The organism is Lysinibacillus sp. NPDC048646, assembly GCF_050272295.1.
In the GTDB taxonomy this organism is placed as follows: Bacteria; Bacillota; Bacilli; order Bacillales_A; family Planococcaceae; genus Lysinibacillus.
In genome coordinates this window covers 43481-64917 of the sequence record NZ_JBNNLZ010000012.1, presented here as the reverse complement: position 1 = coordinate 64917, position 21437 = coordinate 43481, and the positions used below count along the sequence as shown (strand labels likewise).

The window sequence follows — 21437 nt, the reverse complement described above, 5'->3', positions numbered from 1 at the left end:
AGATTGCATGAACGGTAGCTTCTCAGCTAGAATTGGCGCTAAAATCACAGAATTTATGGCACGAATGCGTCAAGTGCGCGAAACAATCCGTAGTTCAGCTAACGACGTGCGAATTGATATTGGCGCTGATATTAGTGCATTTCGTCGTCGTATGGCTGAAATTCGTGCTCGTATAGCAGCGTTAGTTCGTGAGCGAGTCATTATTAAAATTGAAGCAAGAATCGGAAATTTCCAACGTTCGATTCAAAGGATTGCTACTAACATACGTGCGTTTGGCGAATTAATGCAACACACCTTAATGGGGACGTTAATAGCTATTCTTCCAATGATTGCACCACTAATTGCAAATATTGGTGTCGCTATAGCTAACCTCGGACCGATGATTGGAACCGTAGCTGGTTCAACTTTTGCATTGGTTGGGGCATTTGCGGCAGCAGGTGCAGCAGCAGTGGCATTTGGTGCAGTTGCAATTCCTACTATCAAAGATTTATTTACTGAAACAGGCCCTCCATTCACAGCATTACAAAAGAATGCCTGGAACGCTTTTGAAAGTGTAAAGAAAACATATCGATCTCTTGTAAAAGAGACTGAAAAACCAGTCTTGCAAGCATTCACAAGTGCTATGCAAGCAACAAATACCATACTCCAAAAGTTGCGACCGTTATTTTTATCAAGCGCACAAGCAGTAGCAAACTTGATGGCTCAACTCAACACAGCAATTGCATCTCCGCCAATTCAAAAGTTTTTGGATTATCTGAATACAACAGGCGGACCGATGTTAGAAACCTTATCACGTTCAATTGGCAATGTGTTCAAAGGTCTCGCAAGCATGTTAGTAGCCTTTGCTCCATTAACAGCAACCACTGCAAAAGGTTTTGAAGAAATGACTGCACGTTTCGCTGAATGGTCAAACGGTCTATCAGGTAGTGCGAAATTCCAATCTTTTATGGATTACGTGAATACAAACATGCCGAAAATTAGAGCGATATTCCGTGATGCAACGGCAGGAATCATGTACTTCTTTGCTGCATTTGGTAGTTCGTCTAGTTCGATGATGGATGGTTTAGTCAATATGATGGCTCGTTTCAAAGAGTGGTCAGCTAGTCTATCGCAAAATCAAGGATTCCAAACTTTCTTATCTTATGTACAACAAACAGCACCAAGTGTCTTAGCGTTAATTGGCAACCTCATAACGTTCCTTGTGAATTTAGGTATTGGCATGGCTCCTGTGGGCGCTGGGTTAATGAATATGGCCAATTCAGCATTAGAATTTATGAATAGCTTAATGGAGAATAACAGAATCATTGGCGTTCTTATTGCGACATTCATTTCATTTGGTGGTGTAATGCTTGCATTCTTGCCTAACTTTATTGCATTCAGAGAGTTATTTAAAGGGTTAGGTCCAGCTATCACAGGTGGTATCGGAAAAGCTTTACCTATTGTGAAGGGTTTATTCACTGATTTCAGTGGAACCATGGCCTCATTGGGAACTAAAATTACGAATTCCGCTAAATTAATAGGGAAAGCGTGGGGTTTTATAACGGGCCCTATTGGATTAGTATTACTAGCAATCGCAGCCTTTATCGCAATCCTTGTGAAAACCTATAAAACCAACGAGGAATTTCGTAACAAAGTCGATACAGCCTGGAAAGCCATTGTTAAAGTAATTACTTCGGTGGTTAAAGAAATCCAAGCAACAATCGTATCTGTATGGAGCAAGATTACTAAGTTTTGGGAAGATAACCAAGAGAACATTAAACGAATTGTTGATACAGCATGGAAAGTTATAGGCATTCTTATAAATACTGTAATGAGTAACATTGTAGCAATCTTCCAAGTTGCTTGGCCAATTATTTCAGGTGTAGTTACAATCGCGTGGAACGTTATTAAAACAGCTGTAGAAATCGGTATTAATTTAGTGATGGGGATTATCCAAACGGTCATGCAATTAATTAACGGAGACTGGGAAGGCGCATGGAATACCATAAAATCAACAGGTGAAAGCATTTGGAATTCAATCGTCGGATTCTTCGAAAAAGTGAATCTTTGGGATATCGGTGTAAACATCATCAAAGGCCTGCTAGATGGTATTAATTCAATGTGGGAAAACGTCAAATCTGCAGCTGCTGGCATAGCTGATTTAATTCCAGATTGGTTGAAGAAAAAGTTAGGTATCCATTCACCATCAAGGGTTATGGCAAGTGTGGCTAAATGGATTCCAGCGGGTGTAGCAACTGGTATTTACGGCAACATGGACTATATCAAGCGTTCTGCTGATGCAATGGCCAAAGCTGCTATTCCTGATTTTAGACAAACAATTGGTGCCACAAACGCTATGATGGACGATGCCCGAAAACTCGTATCTGCTAAACTTCGTGAAGTAGAAAAAGAAGTGAAGGCAGTAGAGGACGAATACGCGAAGAAACGTGCAGAAGAAACGAAAAAATCTATTGATAAAATCGCAGAAATTAAGGCGAAAGCTAATGATAAAAATAAAAAGCTAACGGCTGCACAACAACGACAAATCCTGAAAATTCAACAAGATGAAAAAGTAGCGCTTGAAAAAATCGAGAAGGAAAAAGGCAAAAAGGTTAATGAAATTCGAGCGAAAACTGAGAAGGAAAAGTTCGATTCATTAAAAGAGTATGCTGAACGTCAAATCGCACTTGAAAAGTGGTCTGCTAAAGAACAAGCTTCTTATTGGCAATACATTACGAAGACGTTTAAAGAAGGTACAGACGAACGCATACAGGCTCAAATCGAGTACAACAAAGCAATGTCTGATTTAACGAGCGAACAATTCGGTAAAGAACAGGACTACGTCGAACGTCGTAAAAAGTACAACTTGATGTCATTAACACAAGAGTTAAAAGCCTATGAAAAATACGTGAAAGCATACGCAGTTGGAAGCGAACAACGCATTCACTACGAGGACAAAATTGCTGAAACAAAGCTAGCGATTCATGAGCGTTTAATGACTATTAATGAGGAATATATCTCAAAAATCAAAGAAACCCAACAGGCTGAAATTGATGGTGTAAAAGAAATAAAAAAGGCTTATCAAGATGCCGAAGATGCAAGAACACAATCTATTGCTAGCGCTATTGGTACCTTTGATGAATTTGAACGTAAAACAGATGTGGTGGGATCTAAATTAGTTGAAAACTTACGTAGCCAAGTGGATGCTATGCGCGATTGGGCAACCGATCTACAAATGCTTGCCGCTAAAGGTGTAGACAAAGGCTTAATTGAAGAATTACAAGCTATTGGTCCAAGTGCTCAAGCCGAAATTGCAGCTTTAAATAAATTAAGTGCAGGCGAATTAAACGAGTACGAAAAATTGTGGCAAGAAAAAACAAAGATTGCCCGAGAACGCGCTCAATTTGAATTAACTGATTTACGTAAAGATACTGCAGATCAAATTACAAAGCTTCAAAACGACACGAAAACACAACTTGAAACTTATCAAACAGAGTGGGTAGAGCAAATTAAGAAAATTCGTGAAGGTACTAAAAACGAATTTAATCCTATGATTAGTAGCATGAAAGAGATAGGGATTAATGCGATTGAGGGCTTACGTAATGGACTTGCTAGTCAAGTACCAGCTTTACAAACGCAAGCAAATGAAATTGCTAATACCATTGATAAAACAATTCGCAAGGCTTTACAAATCAAGTCACCTTCTAGGGTTTTAATGAAGTTAGGCGGTTTTGCTGGTGAAGGACTTGCTGAAGGGTTAGCGGATACGAAGGCATTAATTTCAAATGCAACATCTATGTTGACGGATTCTATACAAACTGACATTTCAGCAGCTACGGTTGGATTAAATACATCATTGAGTGGCGGAATGGATACAAATGCATTTAACAGTTATGAAGTTACAACAGGTCAAGATCAAGTAAGTGCATTACGTCAAATCGCATCATTAATTAGTCAATTAGACTTTAGAGTAGAGCTTGACGGTGATGTTATCAGTGAGTATGTAGATGAAAACAGAGGTCGTCGAGTATCTTCTAGAAGGACAACAACAGGAAATGGAGTGTAGTCAATGGATACATTTATTGAATATGTTACAGGGGCTACACTTTCCCTTGTTAAAGAGGGCTATATTACGCAAGACATGGTGATTAAACCAATTGAAACTAAAACATCAAGTATTGACGTTGATGGACGGCCAGGTGTGGTCAGGGAATCAGTCAACCATGGTGTAAGGGTTATTGTTGTACCAATTACTTTTATAGCAACAGATGAATTAGATTTTGCTCTAAGACGCGACAAATTGTTTTCAATTTTTAGCGACTTGGAGCCTTTTTATATCTACGAAGGACGGCCAACCTACAAGACAAGTACTTATGAGTTTGAGTTACCTGGTCAAACGTGGGGCGAGAATCCACAACTACCAACCAATATCGAGATATTGAAAGGTAAACGCTACAAAGTAATCCGTACCAATATGAATGAAGTTGATCAACGTGGATTGTTAGGCAAGGTTGATATTGAATTTGAAACATATCAATTACCATACGCTGAATCACCAGGTACAACGTTAGACGAACTAACATTTAATAAGGCTGTATGGCAAACAGGGCAGGGTTTAATTGCTGTGGATCCTACAACCTTAAAATATGTATTTCAAAATCAAACGACCATTCAAGTTTACAACGCTGGTGATGTTCCTTTGAAAACGAACATACGAGACATGCTTTTTGAAATTGAATTTCGTGGTGCTAGTAACAACTTAAATATTAGAAACGCTACAAACGGTTCGACGTGGCAATACACAGGTGCAAGCAGTACCAATGACATGATTAAGCTAGAAACGCCTACTAGATTTACTAAGAATGGTTTAAGTATTTTCAAAGAAACAAATAAAAAAGCCCTGACATTATCACCAGGTTGGAACACTATACAAATTTCAGGCGCAACCCAATTCTTAGTTTCTTTTAAATTCAAATTTTATTACAAGTAAGGAGGGCTACAATGGCACGTATGCGTACAATCGGAATCTCTTTAGATAAAGGGTATCGGGACGATTTAAACTATAATTTCGGGCTGTTAGAAGCCTTAATCGGTGAAGCAAATGAACTGACAGATGCTTTACGTGAGGAAATGTTAGGTCAAATCAATAATTTACAACAGCAAATCGACATGTTAACCGGTGAGAACATTGGTGAATTACTTGCTCGTCTGAACGATTCAATTCAACAAGCTCTAACAGCTGCACAAGATGCAAGAATGGCTACGTCTGCAACGGAACAAGCAACAGCTTTAACGATAACTGCAACAGAGTTAGCGAAGGCAAGTGCAACACTGGCAGAGGAAAAAGCGAATTACGCAGAAGGGAAGGCTATTTTAGCACAAGAGGCTGCCGACAATGCCAACCAAGAAGCCTCGAACTTGTCTCAATTAAAGATTGATGTTGTACAAGCTACACAACATGCCAACACAGCTACAGGTAATGCTAACCAAGCTACACAGGCAGCTCAGACAGCTACAAACGCTATTAATGTAGTTTTGCCGAATGTAACAGGCCTTGTCAATTTAAAAGAATGGACCATAGACACTCAGTATAAAAAGAATAACTTTGTTACTTTAGAAGGCAACGGTTATATGGCTCTACGTGACAATAAAGGTGTTAGACCGCCTTCATTGCCAGTGCTCTCAAATGCCGATTGGGCAATGTTTGTTCAAAAAGGTGAAAAGGGTGAACAAGGTACAGGTGTAAGGATATTAGGAACGCTTGGTGATGAAAGTGCGTTACCACCTACTGGCGAACCAGGGGATGCATACTTAATTAATGGTGACTTGTATGTATGGTCAGAAACCACAAATGATTGGACAAATGTAGGGACGATTAAAGGTCCAAAAGGAGATACAGGACCTCAAGGACCAGAAGGACCACAGGGACCGCCAGGACAAGATGCTGACCTTACAGAAGTTAATCAGGAAATAGCAAATTTACAGCAAGAGGTCACTGATAATAAATCAGAAGTTACTGCGCATTTGGCAGAAATTGCTACGGTAGATAATCTTGGTCACATTAAGCCAGATGGTATTACAATCTTAGTAGACCCGCTCACAGGTGTTGCAAGTTCGAGTGGTGGTAATGGAGATATTTATCAAGATGGCGTAATACGAGGTGAAAAATCGAATGCAATAGGTTCATATACATTTGCAGATTCAGCAGTTTTTGCTACGGTAGTAACAGGGGTAAATCCTACTCAGAAATCCTTATCATTACTTAGTTCTACGGGAAATGGATTATCAATAGGTGACTCAGTTAAGTTAAAAAAAGAAGAAACAGGAATTTTATTTGACGCTACGATAAATGCTATAAATGGAGATATAGTAACCTTGAATGAGGCATTTGAGCTTAACCCTAGAATATCTCATGTTATTACTTTGGGAGGTACTAACACTAATCAAACCGCTATAGGACATAGTACGGTTGCTACTGGTTCCTATTCTGTAGCTCTAGGTCATAAAAGTACATCTACTGGAATGTATTCATATTCAGACGGATGGATGAATGTGGCTAGTGGCACAGTTTCTGCTGCTAGAGGGGCAAATACTAAAGCTACTGGCAATACAGCAATTACTGAAGGGTATGGAAGTCACGCTAGCGCAACTTATTCTAAAGCAATGGGATATTTTACTACAGCAAATGTCTATGCCGCAGTTGTTATGGGGTATTTTAATAAACAGTTAACAGGGAGTCCATACTCTTCCTCTGTTACAGCTGACCTATTCGTAATAGGTAATGGAGCAAATTTAAACTCTAAAAGTAATGCATTCAGAGTAACTGCTGATGGTAAGACTTATGGACTGTCTTCTTTCAACTCCGCAGGAGCAGACTACGCTGAATACTTTGAATGGATAGATGGGAACTTCGACGTGGAAGACCGAGTTGGATATGTCGTTTCTTTAGAAGGTTCTAAAATAAGAAAATCGAAAAATACAGATGATTTTATTTTAGGAATAATATCATCTAATCCATCTGTTATAGGTGACAGTTATCAGGATAGCTGGCAAGGTATGTATCATACAGACGAGTGGGATAGGATTAAGTATGAATGGGTAAATAAGCCTTACGAGGAAGTTGGTGAGGACGGTAACATTACTAGTATCAATAGACCTACTTATTGTCCGGTTATTAATCCCGACTTTGACCCTGACGACATTTACATTCCTAGAGAGCAAAGAAAAGAATGGTCTGCTGTTGGCTTAATTGGTAAGTTATTAGTTCGTGATGACGGTACTTGTATTATTAACTCATATGCTAAGGTTAGCTCAGTAGATGGAGAAGTTACTGCATCTACTGAAATTACAAATATGAGAGTCATAGAACGAGTAAATCCTAATATTATACGTGTTTTTATTAAATAATCGTTCCATATTGTTCAGTAAGCGCTACTCTTTTCGAGTAGCGTATTTTTATTAAAAAAGAAGGTGATGCGATGCTATCAATCACTAACTATGATGGCACATCAACAGAGGCATTGGTTTGCAGAGGAAAGCCTATAGCCAGAAAAAACATTGATGGAGTATTCGAATTAACGTTAGATGCAAGTGAACATGATAATCCGTATTCATTCCACCTCATTACAGAAGAAGGCATAATCGAGGCTGGTGGTTTCAAATTCCGGATTAAACAGATGCAAAGGAAATCGAGAGGAAATGTAAAGTCTGCACTTGCTCAACATATCTTCTTCGATAACATTTGGCGCAGGCAAGAGGGTACAAACGGAGGGCATCGAACCTTGAATGAATTTGCCACTTTTGCATTGCGTAATACTGGATGGACATTCACAAGTGATTTTAATGGAGACGGCCATATTGAGTCTTTTGGTAACGACAATGTAGTGAAGTTAATCAATCAGATCTGCGCAGCTTTTGAATGCGAATTTGAAATAACATCAAATAGCAACATTCATTTTAGTAAGATGCTTGGTCCTGACAACGATTTTGTATATCAATACGGTGATAATATCATTGAATTATCTAGAACTGTGAATACAGACAATTTAAGGACTCGTATTAGCGCTAAAGGAAAAGATAATTTAGTGCTACGCTACACATCTCCACAACACGAAAAATGGGGCATCCGTGATGCTGATGATATAAGTGATGAACGATTCTCTGACGAAGAAAACTTACTTGATAAAGCTCGTAAATCTTTAATAGATCAACCAGAGGTATCGATTGAAGTGGACTCTATTGAACTCTTGGATAGAGAACTTGGGGAACGTGTATGGCTGATCTATGAGCCTTGGAATTATGAGATGCAATCACGTATTTTAGAAGTGACGCAATTCATAGATGAAACGACTGACACATTCCACACAGTTTCCGTTGTCATTGGCAATGCTTTACCTAAGACACTAACTGACGAATTAACAGAGACACAAGAAGTAATAACTGAAGCGATTAAAGAGTATCGATCAGCCATTATACAGACAGACTCAAACATCCGGTTAGAGGTTGAACGTATCGGTAAAAGTATTGCTGCCATTGATATCAAAGCTGACAACATTAACCTGAGTGTTAATGACCGAATTACTAATGAGGTTGCTCAACTCAACATACGAGCCAACAGCATTTCTGCCGAAGTTACAAGGGTTGACCGTAAAGCAGACAGTACTCAAACACAGGTGTCCTCTTTGGTTATTGAAGTTGGTCAAATATCAAGTCGTGTATCTAATGTAGACAATCGATTAGGCAGTACGGAAAGTACAATCGTGCAACAGGCTTATCAAATTAGTCAAAAAGTTAGCACAACAGACTATAACGGAAACACGATAGCATCTTTAATTAATCAGACATCGACAACTATCGACATCCAAGCATCTAAGATTAATTTAGTTGGTGCAGTGAATGTCTTGTCTGACATTACAGGAAATTTAGGGACTATAACATCTGGAAATATTGACATATATAATGATGTTAAAATAGGAAACGATCTTTATCTTAGAGGATCTGGCGGTAATGCAATTATATTTGGTGAAGGTTCTAGATTAGTTTCTTACAATGGTGATCTAGAATTAACGACTAATAACAACCTGAATATACAAGGGCAAAATATAACGTTTTATGGTTCGTCTGTTGATTTTTCTAATGTAGGTTTTATCAATGGGGTAGCTAAAGGGCACACGCCTGGTATCGGTATTGCATACAGCTCTGCTGCGAAACGTTTATACGTGCGTATGAACGGCTCAGATGTGGGCTATGTAACATTAACATAATTAAAGGAGAATGATAGATATGGATTATCAAGTACAACTAAACAACGGACAGGCAATAAACTTAGCAAATGCGGAGTTTGATGCTGCAGCATTTACAGCAACATTAAATGATCAAAAAATTAACTTTGTAAATATCGGTGGGGCTATCATTAATAAACACATTATTGTGAGTGTATTACCAGTTACAGCTACACAATCAGAAACAGAAACGCAAGCTTAGGCTTAGCGTTATTTTTATTGTCTAACAAAGAAGGGAATCCTTTCCTTTTGTCGAATTGAAGTAGATGAAGGAGAGGGATTTAGATGGATTATTTATTAACTACATTGCGACATTTAAAAATAGTTAATTACAAAGAGAGCATACTTTTTCCGTTTGAAACGGATAAAGATTACTTTACTTTATTAAATAATAGCGATGAAGATCTAGAGGGAATAGTAAAAAGTTATGGCTATATAGAAAATTTTGGTTTAATGCACTCAATGCAGGTGAAGGATAATTTCGCATGTGTAGTAAAGTATAAAGATTGTCCTTCGGACTTATCAATAAGAACTCAAGAAATGCATTATCATCATTTGAAAAGTAAATACTTCACAAATTCTCTTTGGTTCATTAAAGATAACTCGGTAATGCCGTATTTTACAACAATATCTAGTGATGGGGTGATTCCTCCTCAAATTCTTAGAACTGGTGATTACTACAGTTGTTCTGATGGAGGAATTAAAGATGTTTCCTTTACTTATGATGAAATCAAAGAGGCTGAATATTGGGTTCAAGTACTTATAACTCATGCTATTAAGTTAAGTGGTAAGAGAGAAATAAAAGCCGATAAAATTGAAAATATTAGTTTATTTCCTTACAGCGAAACTACTAGTATAAGTAGAGCATTTTTGTATTTAGATATTGTTAGAAGAGAAACGTTTTTACCTGCGAAAATTGCCAGCTATATTACGATATTAGAAATATTATGTGCAGTGAATGGTGAAAATACTTATAAAGTTTCTGAAAGAGTAGCAGCTATATTAGGAGGGAATTCTGATGAGAAAATGAGTCTCTTTTACAGTGTGAAAAAGGCATATGATTTTAGATCAAAGTTCGTTCATGGATCACATATAAATTATAACGACATTTCAAAAGTAAGTGAGATAAGTACAGGTTTGGATGAAATAGTAAGAAAAGTTATAAAAAAAATTATAAAAGATTATTCAAATCTAAATTATTCAAATAAAAAGAAAGAAGGATTTTCAAATTTTGAAGAAGTTGATAAAGAATTTGTAAAATTAGTATTATCTAATTAAATCTAAATAATTAAGCACTCTCAATTGAGGGTGCTTTTATTATGCAAAAAAGGAAGTGTTGTAATGGAAAAATGGATTGCTGCAGTAAGTGGATTAATTGGTACGTTGGTGTCTTATTCTGTGGATGGATTAGGAATGGCAGTAACTGTTTTAATCGGATTTATGGCGATTGACTACTTTACAGGAATTATGGGCGGAATCGTGAATCGAAACTTAAACAGCCGTATTGGTTTTAACGGCATCATAAGAAAAATTTATTACTTAATGCTAGTCGGCTCAGTGTATTTATTATCAATAGTTATTCCAGGTATCGAGTACGCAGGTGATGGTGCAGCCATTGCATTCTGTGTACTCGAATTTATTTCTATCACAGAAAACGGTACAAAGATGGGCTTACCAACACCGGAGTTCATTAAAAATATTTTATCAATTGTAAAAGATAAATCAGGGGAGGGAGAAACAAAATGAGTACAATTCGAAAAAAGTTACTGACTGACTCACAAGCGAATAAGGTCACTTATGGCAAGGGTAATGCTAAAAAATATATCGTTGTTCATGAAACAGATAATACACGTTCAGGCGCAGATGCAGACGCACATGCACGCTTACAATACAATGGGAATAGTCGTTCTGCATCGTGGCATTATACAGTTGATGATAAAGAAGCTGTACAATCTTTTGAGCATACATGGAAATGTTGGGCTGCAGGAAGTAATACAGGAAACAATGAAGGAATCCAAATCGAGGTTTGTGTAAACAGCGATGGCAACTATCAAAAAGCAATGCAAAACGCTGCAGAATTAGTTGCTAAGGTTATGAAAGAGGAAGGGATACCAATTAGTAAAGTGGTCCAACACAACCACTTTAGCGGTAAAAATTGCCCTCGTAATGTACGTGCTGGTAGAATTAGTTGGAATCAGTTTATTGCAATGGTAGTCGCTTGCACTGGGAGTGTTCAGCAACAAAAGCCAATCGCAGACAATAATAAATATCGCGTCATGACAGGCACATACAGCACGATTCAAGCTGCAGAAAATGTACTTGATGTATTAAAACATCGCTTTGGTTGGGTAGCTTATATTGAGCCAGACGGTAAGCTATGGCGAGTTAAAACAGGAACTTTTACAGGAATGGTAGCAGCACAGGCAGGAGCAAATAAAATAAAGACAGCTAAGCTTGCACAAGTTGCAAACGTTGTAGCTGCATAACAGCAAAGCCCAGGTACTCAATTAATTTTGAGCCTGGGCCTTTTTTATTTCCACAAATTTCACTTGATAAAATACAAACATTTGTTCTAAAATAATACAAACGAATGTTCCAGTATCGAGGAGTGTGGAATGATGAAAGAACAACTGATTAAAGCAATGCAGCGTAACCAATTTTTAAATATGATGTATATGGCCAAAGATGGCACCGTGTCAAAAAGGCGTATCAAGATTATTAAAATTGTTGGTAATTCGTTTCAGGCATATTGTTTTACAAGGCAAGCCAAGCGTACATTTACTATCATTAATGTTTTAGCAATTGTTCCAATCATCCACAAGGGGCGCTCAGTTGTATGATAAGTTTCGAGCAAAGGCGACTACTTCATAAATTTGTGGTTTATGATATGGCTGTTCAATCATTACAGCGTGACTACAAGGTGATTGAAAACCTTAAAATGAGCAAAGTCTATTTGCCGATACTTGATAAGCTTTTAGACGACATATCTCAAGAATGTTATAACTATAAGAGATTGTTGGCCAAAGATAAAATTAGAGTCGTGAAGTGGGAAAAGAATAGTGAATACTTTAGTGATTTGACTGTTGCTACAGCTGGGGAAGACCTAGTTTTGACGTATGCTAATCAAGCCTTGAAAACTCAGGTTGAAAAATTATTAATCAGTCACCAAAATAAATAACCAGGCGCTCATTTTAAAAGTGGGTACCTGGTTTTTTTTGTTTCTATGAAGGAATTACCAATCGTTTGAGAAGTGGTATTATTATTGTTTAGTTAGTTTTTAGGAAAAAATACATTGAATTGAAATATATGAGATGTTATATTATTTTATAGTTCTTTTTACATAAAAAAACATTAGGGGGAGGAAATATGAAAAAATTTTTAGTAGTTTTAACAGTAATCGTAGCTATCTCATTTAGTTTTAATGTAGGTACTTTCAACAAAGCTGAGGCAGCAACTGTAAATCAGCAATTAACACAACCAGAGGAAGGTTGGAAAAGGTTTAATAATGATTATAAATCTTTTAAGTATAGCAGTAATATGATTACATCCACAGATTCAAAATCATTTCAAGGAGATCATCAATTAGTCCCTGATACAAACCCTGGAAACGGGCGTCTTGAATTTAAATTCAAAGGTACACAATTTAGAATAATATCTCTAAAAATTCGAAACGGTTATACTTTTGCTAGTTCGAATGTGAAGGTTAATATTGACGGTAAAACAGAAACATATAACCCTATAAATGGTAATGATTCTTATGAATATCAAATACTATTATACGAGAAAACTGGTTTGGAAGATGCTGTGCATTCAGTGGAAATATACACGGATGATAATAAAACTCTAGTAATAGATGCAATAGACATAGATGCTGATGGTGAAATTTATCCTCCAGATACAATTGCTGAATCTTTAAAATTAAACAAAGAAGCCCTTGAATTAACAGTAAGTTCAAGTGAATCCTTAGTTGCAACAATCACACCTGAACATGGAACAAACAAAGTAATTCAATGGACAAGCAGTGATCCTGAAATTGCTTCTGTAGATGACAATGGGAATGTAATTGGTAAAAAGCCAGGTAAAGTAACGATTACAGCAGAAACTACCGATGGTAGCAACTTATCAGCAACAGCAGAAGTAACAGTAAAAGAGTCTGAAACAGCGGAGATTGGAACTAGAGCAATTTTAAGACTTACAATGACAACTAAAGATATTCACGAGTATGATTTATCTTTATCAGAAATTGATCAGTTTATGAATTGGTTAGATGGCCGTGAAGTTGGACAAGGGAAACCGTACTATAAATTTAAATTAAATGTAACGATTGGAAATATAGTTTCAAGAACAGAGTACATTATGTATGACAAAATTGTTAGTTTTACAGTTGATGATTATAAATAATTTAGTATTTTGCAGTTAGTCTTTTAAAGGATTTAGTTTTGATAAAGTTTATTCAAAATAACCAGGCTCTCATTTTCAAGTGAGTACCTGGTTTTTCACGTTTTTAAACTTTGAATAGCTAGCCATTTAATATTGCGATTGCACGTACAGGAGCACCATCTGCATTCTCGTATTTCATTGGTAGAGCACAAAACGTGAATAGTTCATCACCGAGTTCTCCAAGACCTGTTAAATTCTCAATGATGACAAAATCAGTATCAGCTAATACTTTCTTATGAATTTTTAAACTTGTCATTGAGTCAATGCTTATGACATCTAGACCAACACCTTTTTTCTTACTCTGAAGCAAATAATCAGCAACTTCTTCAGTCATGTATGGGTAGTTACCAAAATACTTCTCTGTTCCCCAGTATTGATCCCATCCAGTATAAAATAAAAGAAATTCAGCTTGATCAGCCTTATCTTTTACTTTATTGATTCGATCTATTGTTATTCTCTGACCATCTTTAAGATCACTGCAATCGATAACTAAACCTTTACCTACAAATTGTTCTGCTGGGATTAAATCTAAAGTAGTTCTGTGTGCGAAAATGTGGTTAGGCGCATCCATGTGAGTGCCAGTATGTGATGCCATCGATAGCGAGGTTTCTTTAAATCCATCAGTTTCATGATTACATATTATTTTTAATGATGGTTGGTCTGTTCCAGGGAAGACTGTCATTCTTTCTGTTATTGTGTGAGTTAAATCGATTATTTTCATATTAAAACCTCCCTGTTATTGATTAAGATTTAATAATTGTACCATTTAAAAAAGCCACCTATACAAAGCGGCTTAAATTTATATACCTAAAAGCTGTTTCTTTTTTGTATCAAATTCATCTTGAGTTAATATACCTGCATCTACAAGTTCTTTTAATTTAATCAATTCTTCAGTTGGAATTGATGTTGTAGGAAGGGGAGTGACTGTTGCTTGGATAATCTCTTCCTCTTCAGCAACGATTAATAATGAAAGCTTCTCTAAATCCTTTTTGTCACATTTAATAACTAGAGGTACCTTGTCTCCATTTTCTCGCTTTAGGAATAAAGTGGCTACAGATTTATCCTTCCCAATATTAGCTCCCATTGCTCCTGCAATAGCTCCAGCATTCCCGAAAGCACTACCGATTACCGCCCATCCAGCAATACTAGAAGCACTCTTTTGAACATTTTCAACTCGTTCCCATTTAACAAGCTTAAATGTCTCAGCCTCATGATGATCAACTGAAATCGCCACAGTACCAGGCTCATTTTGTGCTAATTTATAGCCAAAGCCTTTTTCTTTCAACTGTTCTTTACCATTGAGTATTTCAATATTCATTTTGATTGCCTTCATTACACGAACAACTTTTCTTTGATCAGTTTCTTCTTTAACTTCTGGTAGTATTTCTAAAGCATTTTTAACATCAGATAAAAAATTCATCCTTAACTCTATATTATCGAAAACAAGTGTTTGTTCTTCGTTTTCATAAGTAAAACTCATTACAGTAGTGGTGAATTTTTTTGTAAAATTAACATTACTAATATTATCTAAATCAAAAGATATAAATTTCTTCTTTTTATCTGTAGTTAATATTCTATTCGGTGTCAATACAGCTAAGTACTCTTTTAGTAATCCTCTTGAAGCTACACCAGCTTTTTCTACTGTCTCATCATCTTTAATTTGTTCTGCAATAAGGTTTATTTCTTTTTTAAAATTGCTAATAAGGATTCGACCTTCAGGTTTTAAATATTCCTTAATTTGTTCTATTGCGTACATTGAAAAGCCACCTTCCACATCTGTATTTTCATGCTTAAACTATACCACTTTTTACAGATGTTAGGGTAAACAAACTTTGAAAATAAGGGGCAACAAAGTGCAAAAGGTAAACAAATGTTAGTGCTTTAAAGTGTTAAAGTGGGTAAACAAAGGCAACAAGGGTAAACAGACTTTGTTGCCGTTTCTGTGTATACCAAACCCTTGCGGTCAATGGATTCTTTTATATAAGTAAACAAAGTAAACAAATAATATCTATTGAGTGTATTTATATTATATAGGTGTATATAACGTATATAATATAAGCCTAATACGCCTAATACACATATACTATATACGTGAGTGAATATTTGTTGCCGGATAAAATAAAAATAACCACCAAGCGGATAACACAGACTCGTTATCGTCAGCTCAGCGGTTATAAAGTAACTACGCCCATAAAAGTATAAAGAAGATATATGTATAACATTAAGGCTCGTAAAATTTAATGCAATTTGATGTGCGGCAATGATTTCTGTACTAAAACGGCTCATCATCATGGTCACTGCAGAAAAAATACTGGTTTCAGCAAATAAGGATATGCCTATGGGTACACCGATAATTAAGATTTCCTTCCAACGTAGCCATTCAAGCTTTGGCCACTCATGAAAAATACGAAAGCGTTCAAAAGGTAAGCGCTTCGCAACAATCCATATGGTGATAAAGAAAATTAACCAGTAGGTAATAGCAGTGGCGACACCAGCACCAATGCCACCTAGTTCAGGTGCACCAAACTTACCAAAAATAAATAGGTAATTTAACAAAATATTAATCGGTGTAGCGAGCAAAGTAATTATCATCGTTATCCTTGTTTGACCAAGTGCATCGATGAAGCAACGTAGTACAAAAAATAAAAATAGTGGTAAAAGTCCAACACACATTGCATAAATATAAGATTTAGCGATGTGATGCACTGTAGCTTCTAATTGCATAATGCCTAGAAATCGGTCAATGCCTGTGATTAAAATAATTAAAATAATAATTACGATCAGTATGGCTACATACAATCCTTGTTGTACGGCCTTTTTCGCATCCATTGCTTTTTTAGCACCAACAAGTTGTGAGACAATGGGTGTAATTGCCAATAAAATGCCAGAAAGTCCTGTATAGACAGGCATCCAAATAGATGAACCGATTGAAACACCGGCTAAATCAGATGTGCCATAGCGACTAGACATTAAAATATCGAAAAACGAGATTAAATAAATGGCCACTTGCGTTACTAAAATAGGTACAATCATTTTCAGCATTAATGCATATTTCTCTTTTAACGTAGTTGTTTCGTACATAGTATATCTTCCTTTTATTTTATTCAGTTGAAAATAATGCTGTCTTATAAGTCCTTATAAAAAGAATTTAAAACAGTAAATATAAAAAACTGCTCATTTCGCGCGGGTAATCTGTAAGTATGTATTTCTATGCATACTATAAATACGCATTCTTACTTGAAGGGGAGAGATACCAGTATAGTTGCTGAAGAGCTTTTAATCATAATGAACTAGTATAGCATATAGATAGTGCAATGGAGGAAAAATAAATGGCTTCATCTATATCTTTTCGTCCGCATATAGTAAAATAAAAGACTGTAAACGAAAAGTAGCAATTGCTACTATGGCTTTTTAGGAATAGGAGAATTTACGTGAAACAACAAACAATCATTTTAACCGGTGGTGGGACAGCAGGCCATGTATCACTCAACCAAGCGATACTACCGTCTTTACTTGAACTAGGTTATGATGTCCACTATATTGGTTCAGAGCAAGGTATTGAAAAAGAATTAATGGGCGAGGCGTTTCCCGATGTTCCGTTTTATGGAATATCAAGCGGGAAATTGCGTCGTTATTTCTCAATGAAAAACTTTACGGATCCTTTTAAAGTGCTTGCTGGAATCATGCAGGCTTTTCGTATTATCAAAAAAGTAAAACCTCAGGTCATTTTTTCAAAAGGTGGCTTTGTCTCGGTACCAGTCGTGATGGCTGCAAAAGTTGCAGGCGTTCCGGTCGTTATTCATGAATCAGATGTAACACCTGGGTTGGCCAATAAAATCGCCTTACCATTTGCCTCACATATCTTCACTATCTTTGAAGAAACGCTGCAGCATTTACCACAAGAAAAGGCTACTTGTACAGGTTCGATTATTCGCCAAGAGCTCTTTACGGGTAATAAAGCAAAGGGGTTATCAATTTGCGGCTTTACAACGTCAAAACCTGTACTGCTTGTCATGGGAGGGAGTCTAGGATCGGTTGTCTTAAATGATGCCCTCCGTCAAAACTTACCGGAACTTTTACAAACCTTCCGAGTGATACATTTATGTGGCAAAGGAAATAACGATCAAGCACTGGAGTCACTACCAGGCTACAAGCAGTTTGAGTATGTTACAACGGAATTACCGGATTTATTACATGCGGCAGATTTTGTCGTATCGCGTGCAGGATCTAATTCGATTTTCGAATTTTTAGCACTTCATAAGCCAATGTTGTTAATCCCACTTTCTGCACAAAAAAGTCGTGGTGACCAAATTTTAAACGCCAATTTATTTAAAAAACAAGGCTATGCAGAAGTATTACAAGAGGATGAATTAACAAAGGAATCGTTTATAAAATCTGTGCATACGTTATCAGCTCGTAAATCAGAAATGACTGCAACGATGGAGAAAACGCAAAGACCGAAAACGCCAGATGAGATGGCAAAATTAATTTTGCAATTTAAAAAATAACAAAAGCTATGTGTTCCGTCATACTCGACAGAATACATAGCTTCTTTCGTTGGTAAAAATCAAATTTTTAAATTACATGGCTTGTTCTTCGCCTTCTTGCAATTGATTTGCAGTTGTAAGGTAGAACAAATCACGTGGGATTTTATATAAAGTAAATTGTGCTTCTCCACCATTTACTTGTGCTAATAATGTCGGATGACTTTCGTTAGCACTGATGACGTAGGGGAGTTTTAAAGCTGCACGCTGAGATTTTATATTTTCAACTCGAATACGGAGAAAGACCGTATGAAAATTATAATCAAAGAATAATTCATTCAAAAAAAGCATTTTAGCCTTTTGGTTATAACCTTGACCCTGATAAGGAAGTCCAATCCACGTTCCGAGAAAGCCAGCACCGTCCTCTACATCATGAATGCTAATGGTGCCGATTGGTTGACCCCAATCATCAGTTATTGTCCTAGAAATAGCGAGTCCTCTCGCTTCTTCTTCAATCAATTGTTTTGTCATAAACCAGTACTCGTCAGCAGATGTGGCTTTTTGACGGACAAAAGGGAAAACAGAAGGCTGTGATAATAGCTCATAAAGCTCTGTACATTCATGTAGGTCTCGATGTTTAAGCATACGAAACGCCTCCTTTACTAGGGTAGTAAAACAATTCCGTTGAAGCATAAAGAAGAAAACTAAAAATCGTACTGGAATTAAAAACCCAAAGAACTAGACGTTATAACTATGAAATCCATAATCTCCCGCTGTCTTACTGATTTTGCGACCATACCGAAAAATGGCTAGTTTTTTTAATATAATATAACATACCTACTGCTTGATGCAATAATTTTGCTCGTTAAAACAAAAATTAAGTTTAATAATTTATGAATTCTGAAAATTATCAAAATTCAAAAAGTGTTATGGGTGTAAAGTCCATAGTAGGTATTCTATCCAATTAATTGATTAATATAACAATTCTTTTGTATTATATAATAAACTTAATAAACTGGATATCATCAAATTTCATCCAGAAAAGGATAGAAATTTTCTGATTAAAGAAAGTAATCTTCTGTAAATATGTTATAATAGTAGCATTGATTTTTTTGTATAAATTAGTGGTTTTATTACGATTCTATAAACAACAACGACTCTTTATGGGAGGTGACAGCATGGAGTATTATTTAAGTGAAGCGCAATTTAATCAACTATTCATCGGCAAAGATTTTGTCTATCTCATGAAAAGAGTACAAGATGATTATCAATATATTCGCTTAAATCAAACAGCGCAATCTCTGTTATCAAAAGAAGCCATAGGAAAAATGCTTTCTGCAATCTCCTCTAGTCGTAATTTTGCAATTATTCAAGAAAATTATCATCTAGCAATTGCGCTAAATAAACAGATCGACTATGTGGATTATGCATATATTGAATCTGAAGTTCGGAAATATGAGACATCTGTTCGACCAATTATGTTCGGTGATGAACACTATATTTTAGCTATTACAAAAGAACTCTTATATGACCGAAATATTGAAGATAAGTTTTTGATTATGCGATCTATGTTTGATCATGCTTTCTTTGCGACGGTCATTTTATCAACTGATGGTGTTATTTATGAAGCGAACTCTAGCTTCATGGAGGATTTCGAGTTAGGTAACGAAAAATTGAAACATCAACTTTTTATTGATTTACCAATTATTCCGAAAGACGAAATTGAAAAAATACAAAATTATTTAAAAAGAGCCGCTTTGGGTGAAAATATCGGGGAGAAACTTATTAAGCTTCATACATTGGAGAAAAAAGACCGCATTTATTTAGTTTCACTTTCTCCAGTTATGCAGGGAGATAATTCTTTTGCGATATTTCTCATCATGCAAGATTTCACACAATTTACTGAGCAAAAGGCGGAATTGCGTTCGAAATCCCATGGACTTGAAGAATTTAAGGCCGCTTTAAATTCCGCAACATCTATTGCGATATTAGATATTGAAGGTAACATTGTTGAAGTAAATGATTTGTTGTTAAACGCTTCGGGATTTACAGCGGATGAGCTTATTGGTCAACCCTATAATTTAATTGAACCGCGTTATCATACAGAAAACTTTTTACAGACTATAAACGAAACACTTGATGTGGGGAAGATTTGGCGAGGAGAGTTGTGCTACCGTACTAAATACCATGCTGATTACTGGGTAGAGGCAGCTATTGTACCATTGAAGAATGAATTTGGTAAGGTCGAACAATATTTATCCATTAACTATGATATTACGGACAAGAAAAGAATGTTAACGGAATTAAAAAATATTGAAAGAACATTTCGTCTTATCACTGAAAATACAAATGATTTAATTGTTATTACGAACGAGGATGGCATTATTATTTATGCGTCGCCTTCTTATCGGATTTACTTAGGCTACGAAATTGTGGAATTACAAGGTCAGTTTTACAGTAGCATTGTCGATGAGGAGAGTAAGAAGGCATGGCAATCATTTTTAAATAATTTTACTGGTCAAACAGATACACAGCTTGAACTTTTACTGAAGGCAAAAGATGGTACACCTGTTTGGACGGAAGGGAATGTGACTGTTGTTCATGATCCAGAGCGTGAAACGGTTTCGCAAATTATGATGGTTTCACGTGAAATCACCCACCGAAAAGAGCGGGAAAATGACTTGCTCTATTTAGCCTATCATGATAGTTTAACGCAGTTACCGAATCGTCGCTATCTATTGAAGGAATTCCCGAAAGTATTAGCAGAAGCGCATACCAATAATGTGTGTTTAGCCATGCTTTACATTGATGGGGACGATTTTAAGGATGTAAATGACCAATTTGGACATGATACAGGCGATGAGTTTATCCGTAATGTTGGCAATGTATTAATCACATCGGTTCGTAGTCATGATTTAGTGATCCGCATTGGTGGGGATGAATTTATTGTCGTTTTAACAGGGTTAACGAGAGATACTGAGGCAAGAAATGCCCAGATGATGCATATTATTAACCGTATTCGTCATGAATTGAAAAAGGGGTGGACAATTGATAATCATCATTTTGCTCCAACTGCTTCTATAGGAATTGCGTATTATCCAGATCATGCCAAAACATTGGACTCACTTATGGACTTAGCGGACCAAGCATTATATAAAGCGAAAGAATATGGGAAAAATAAATTTTATATAACAGAGACTCATTAAAAAAGTCTGTACGAACGAGTATTTACTTGTGGTACAGACTTTTTACT

General features: G+C 36.3%; 17 protein-coding genes. 13 read left to right on the top strand and 4 right to left on the bottom strand.

Going from position 1 to position 21437, the window contains the following annotated elements:
- Window positions 1–7: 7 nt before the first annotated feature.
- The 11 genes from ACQKII_RS13995 to ACQKII_RS13945 all read left to right on the top strand — a co-directional run bounded on the left by ACQKII_RS13995 (window position 8) and on the right by ACQKII_RS13945 (window position 13661).
- Window positions 8–4045 (top strand): hypothetical protein, encoded by a 4038-nt coding sequence (locus ACQKII_RS13995; RefSeq protein ID WP_427460176.1) that lies wholly within the window; start codon window positions 8–10, stop codon window positions 4043–4045.
- 3 nt (window positions 4046–4048) lie between these two features.
- Window positions 4049–4969 carry a phage tail domain-containing protein gene (locus ACQKII_RS13990; RefSeq protein WP_427460174.1) on the top strand — a complete coding sequence of 307 codons (921 nt, stop codon included), beginning with the start codon at window positions 4049–4051 and terminating at the stop codon, window positions 4967–4969.
- 11 nt (window positions 4970–4980) lie between these two features.
- A complete protein-coding gene (locus tag ACQKII_RS13985; RefSeq protein WP_427460172.1) occupies window positions 4981–7386 on the top strand; it encodes a peptidase G2 autoproteolytic cleavage domain-containing protein in 2406 nt (801 codons plus the stop codon).
- A gap of 71 nt (window positions 7387–7457) precedes the next feature.
- Entirely contained in the window at window positions 7458–9242 is a 1785-nt protein-coding gene (locus ACQKII_RS13980; RefSeq protein ID WP_427460170.1) for a phage tail protein, read from the top strand.
- 19 nt (window positions 9243–9261) lie between these two features.
- A complete protein-coding gene (locus ACQKII_RS13975) occupies window positions 9262–9462 on the top strand; it encodes a hypothetical protein (RefSeq protein ID WP_427460168.1) in 201 nt (66 codons plus the stop codon).
- Between the two features lie 83 nt (window positions 9463–9545).
- Window positions 9546–10538, top strand: coding sequence for a hypothetical protein (locus ACQKII_RS13970; RefSeq protein WP_427460166.1), 993 nt, complete (start codon window positions 9546–9548; stop codon window positions 10536–10538).
- Window positions 10539–10601: 63 nt separating this feature from the next.
- On the top strand, window positions 10602–11006 hold the full coding sequence (locus ACQKII_RS13965; protein WP_427460164.1) for a phage holin family protein: 405 nt from the start codon (window positions 10602–10604) through the stop codon (window positions 11004–11006).
- Window positions 11003–11746, top strand: a complete 744-nt coding sequence (locus ACQKII_RS13960) for an N-acetylmuramoyl-L-alanine amidase (protein WP_427460162.1) — start codon at window positions 11003–11005, stop codon at window positions 11744–11746. The genes ACQKII_RS13965 and ACQKII_RS13960 overlap by 4 nt, the downstream gene beginning before the upstream one ends.
- Before the next feature lie 132 nt (window positions 11747–11878).
- Complete coding sequence (locus ACQKII_RS13955) at window positions 11879–12100, top strand: transcriptional regulator (RefSeq protein WP_427460355.1); 222 nt, start codon at window positions 11879–11881, stop codon at window positions 12098–12100.
- Entirely contained in the window at window positions 12097–12438 is a 342-nt protein-coding gene (locus ACQKII_RS13950) for an aconitate hydratase (protein WP_427460159.1), read from the top strand. The genes ACQKII_RS13955 and ACQKII_RS13950 overlap by 4 nt, the downstream gene beginning before the upstream one ends.
- 188 nt (window positions 12439–12626) lie before the next feature.
- A complete protein-coding gene (locus tag ACQKII_RS13945; RefSeq protein WP_427460157.1) occupies window positions 12627–13661 on the top strand; it encodes an Ig-like domain-containing protein in 1035 nt (344 codons plus the stop codon).
- Window positions 13662–13779: 118 nt separating this feature from the next.
- Here the strand turns inward: ACQKII_RS13945 and ACQKII_RS13940 are convergent, their stop codons facing one another.
- From ACQKII_RS13940 to ACQKII_RS13930, 3 genes are all read right to left on the bottom strand, one after another.
- Window positions 13780–14421, bottom strand: a complete 642-nt coding sequence (locus tag ACQKII_RS13940) for a cyclase family protein (protein WP_427460155.1) — start codon at window positions 14419–14421, stop codon at window positions 13780–13782.
- A gap of 78 nt (window positions 14422–14499) precedes the next feature.
- On the bottom strand, window positions 14500–15456 hold the full coding sequence (locus tag ACQKII_RS13935) for an SHOCT domain-containing protein (protein WP_427460153.1): 957 nt from the start codon (window positions 15454–15456) through the stop codon (window positions 14500–14502).
- A 125-nt stretch (window positions 15457–15581) separates the two neighbouring features.
- Window positions 15582–16781 (bottom strand): MATE family efflux transporter, encoded by a 1200-nt coding sequence (locus ACQKII_RS13930; RefSeq protein WP_427460151.1) that lies wholly within the window; start codon window positions 16779–16781, stop codon window positions 15582–15584.
- A 350-nt stretch (window positions 16782–17131) separates the two neighbouring features.
- On the opposite strand from ACQKII_RS13930, the gene ACQKII_RS13925 reads away from it, so the two are divergent.
- Window positions 17132–18208, top strand: coding sequence for an undecaprenyldiphospho-muramoylpentapeptide beta-N-acetylglucosaminyltransferase (locus tag ACQKII_RS13925; RefSeq protein ID WP_427460149.1), 1077 nt, complete (start codon window positions 17132–17134; stop codon window positions 18206–18208).
- Window positions 18209–18280: 72 nt separating this feature from the next.
- Here the strand turns inward: ACQKII_RS13925 and ACQKII_RS13920 are convergent, their stop codons facing one another.
- A complete protein-coding gene (locus tag ACQKII_RS13920) occupies window positions 18281–18829 on the bottom strand; it encodes a GNAT family N-acetyltransferase (RefSeq protein ID WP_427460147.1) in 549 nt (182 codons plus the stop codon).
- A gap of 533 nt (window positions 18830–19362) precedes the next feature.
- Here ACQKII_RS13920 and ACQKII_RS13915 point away from each other — a divergent pair.
- Window positions 19363–21390 carry a diguanylate cyclase domain-containing protein gene (locus tag ACQKII_RS13915; protein ID WP_427460145.1) on the top strand — a complete coding sequence of 676 codons (2028 nt, stop codon included), beginning with the start codon at window positions 19363–19365 and terminating at the stop codon, window positions 21388–21390.
- Window positions 21391–21437: the final 47 nt, after the last annotated feature.

Excerpts from the sequence above, each read along its gene's own strand:
- ACQKII_RS13945 (WP_427460157.1), top strand. The coding sequence starts at position 12,627 with ATGAAAAAATTTTTAGTAGTTTTAACAGTAATCGTAGCTATCTCATTT.
- ACQKII_RS13970 (WP_427460166.1), top strand. The coding sequence starts at position 9,546 with ATGGATTATTTATTAACTACATTGCGACATTTAAAAATAGTTAATTAC.
- ACQKII_RS13990 (WP_427460174.1), top strand. The coding sequence starts at position 4,049 with ATGGATACATTTATTGAATATGTTACAGGGGCTACACTTTCCCTTGTT.
- ACQKII_RS13940 (WP_427460155.1), bottom strand. The coding sequence starts at position 14,421 with ATGAAAATAATCGATTTAACTCACACAATAACAGAAAGAATGACAGTC.
- ACQKII_RS13915 (WP_427460145.1), top strand. The coding sequence starts at position 19,363 with ATGGAGTATTATTTAAGTGAAGCGCAATTTAATCAACTATTCATCGGC.
- ACQKII_RS13975 (WP_427460168.1), top strand. The coding sequence starts at position 9,262 with ATGGATTATCAAGTACAACTAAACAACGGACAGGCAATAAACTTAGCA.
- ACQKII_RS13955 (WP_427460355.1), top strand. The coding sequence starts at position 11,879 with ATGAAAGAACAACTGATTAAAGCAATGCAGCGTAACCAATTTTTAAAT.
- ACQKII_RS13965 (WP_427460164.1), top strand. The coding sequence starts at position 10,602 with ATGGAAAAATGGATTGCTGCAGTAAGTGGATTAATTGGTACGTTGGTG.
- ACQKII_RS13930 (WP_427460151.1), bottom strand. The coding sequence starts at position 16,781 with ATGTACGAAACAACTACGTTAAAAGAGAAATATGCATTAATGCTGAAA.
- ACQKII_RS13980 (WP_427460170.1), top strand. The coding sequence starts at position 7,458 with ATGCTATCAATCACTAACTATGATGGCACATCAACAGAGGCATTGGTT.
- ACQKII_RS13920 (WP_427460147.1), bottom strand. The coding sequence starts at position 18,829 with ATGCTTAAACATCGAGACCTACATGAATGTACAGAGCTTTATGAGCTA.
- ACQKII_RS13960 (WP_427460162.1), top strand. The coding sequence starts at position 11,003 with ATGAGTACAATTCGAAAAAAGTTACTGACTGACTCACAAGCGAATAAG.
- ACQKII_RS13950 (WP_427460159.1), top strand. The coding sequence starts at position 12,097 with ATGATAAGTTTCGAGCAAAGGCGACTACTTCATAAATTTGTGGTTTAT.
- ACQKII_RS13985 (WP_427460172.1), top strand. The coding sequence starts at position 4,981 with ATGGCACGTATGCGTACAATCGGAATCTCTTTAGATAAAGGGTATCGG.
- ACQKII_RS13935 (WP_427460153.1), bottom strand. The coding sequence starts at position 15,456 with ATGTACGCAATAGAACAAATTAAGGAATATTTAAAACCTGAAGGTCGA.
- ACQKII_RS13995 (WP_427460176.1), top strand. The coding sequence starts at position 8 with ATGAACGGTAGCTTCTCAGCTAGAATTGGCGCTAAAATCACAGAATTT.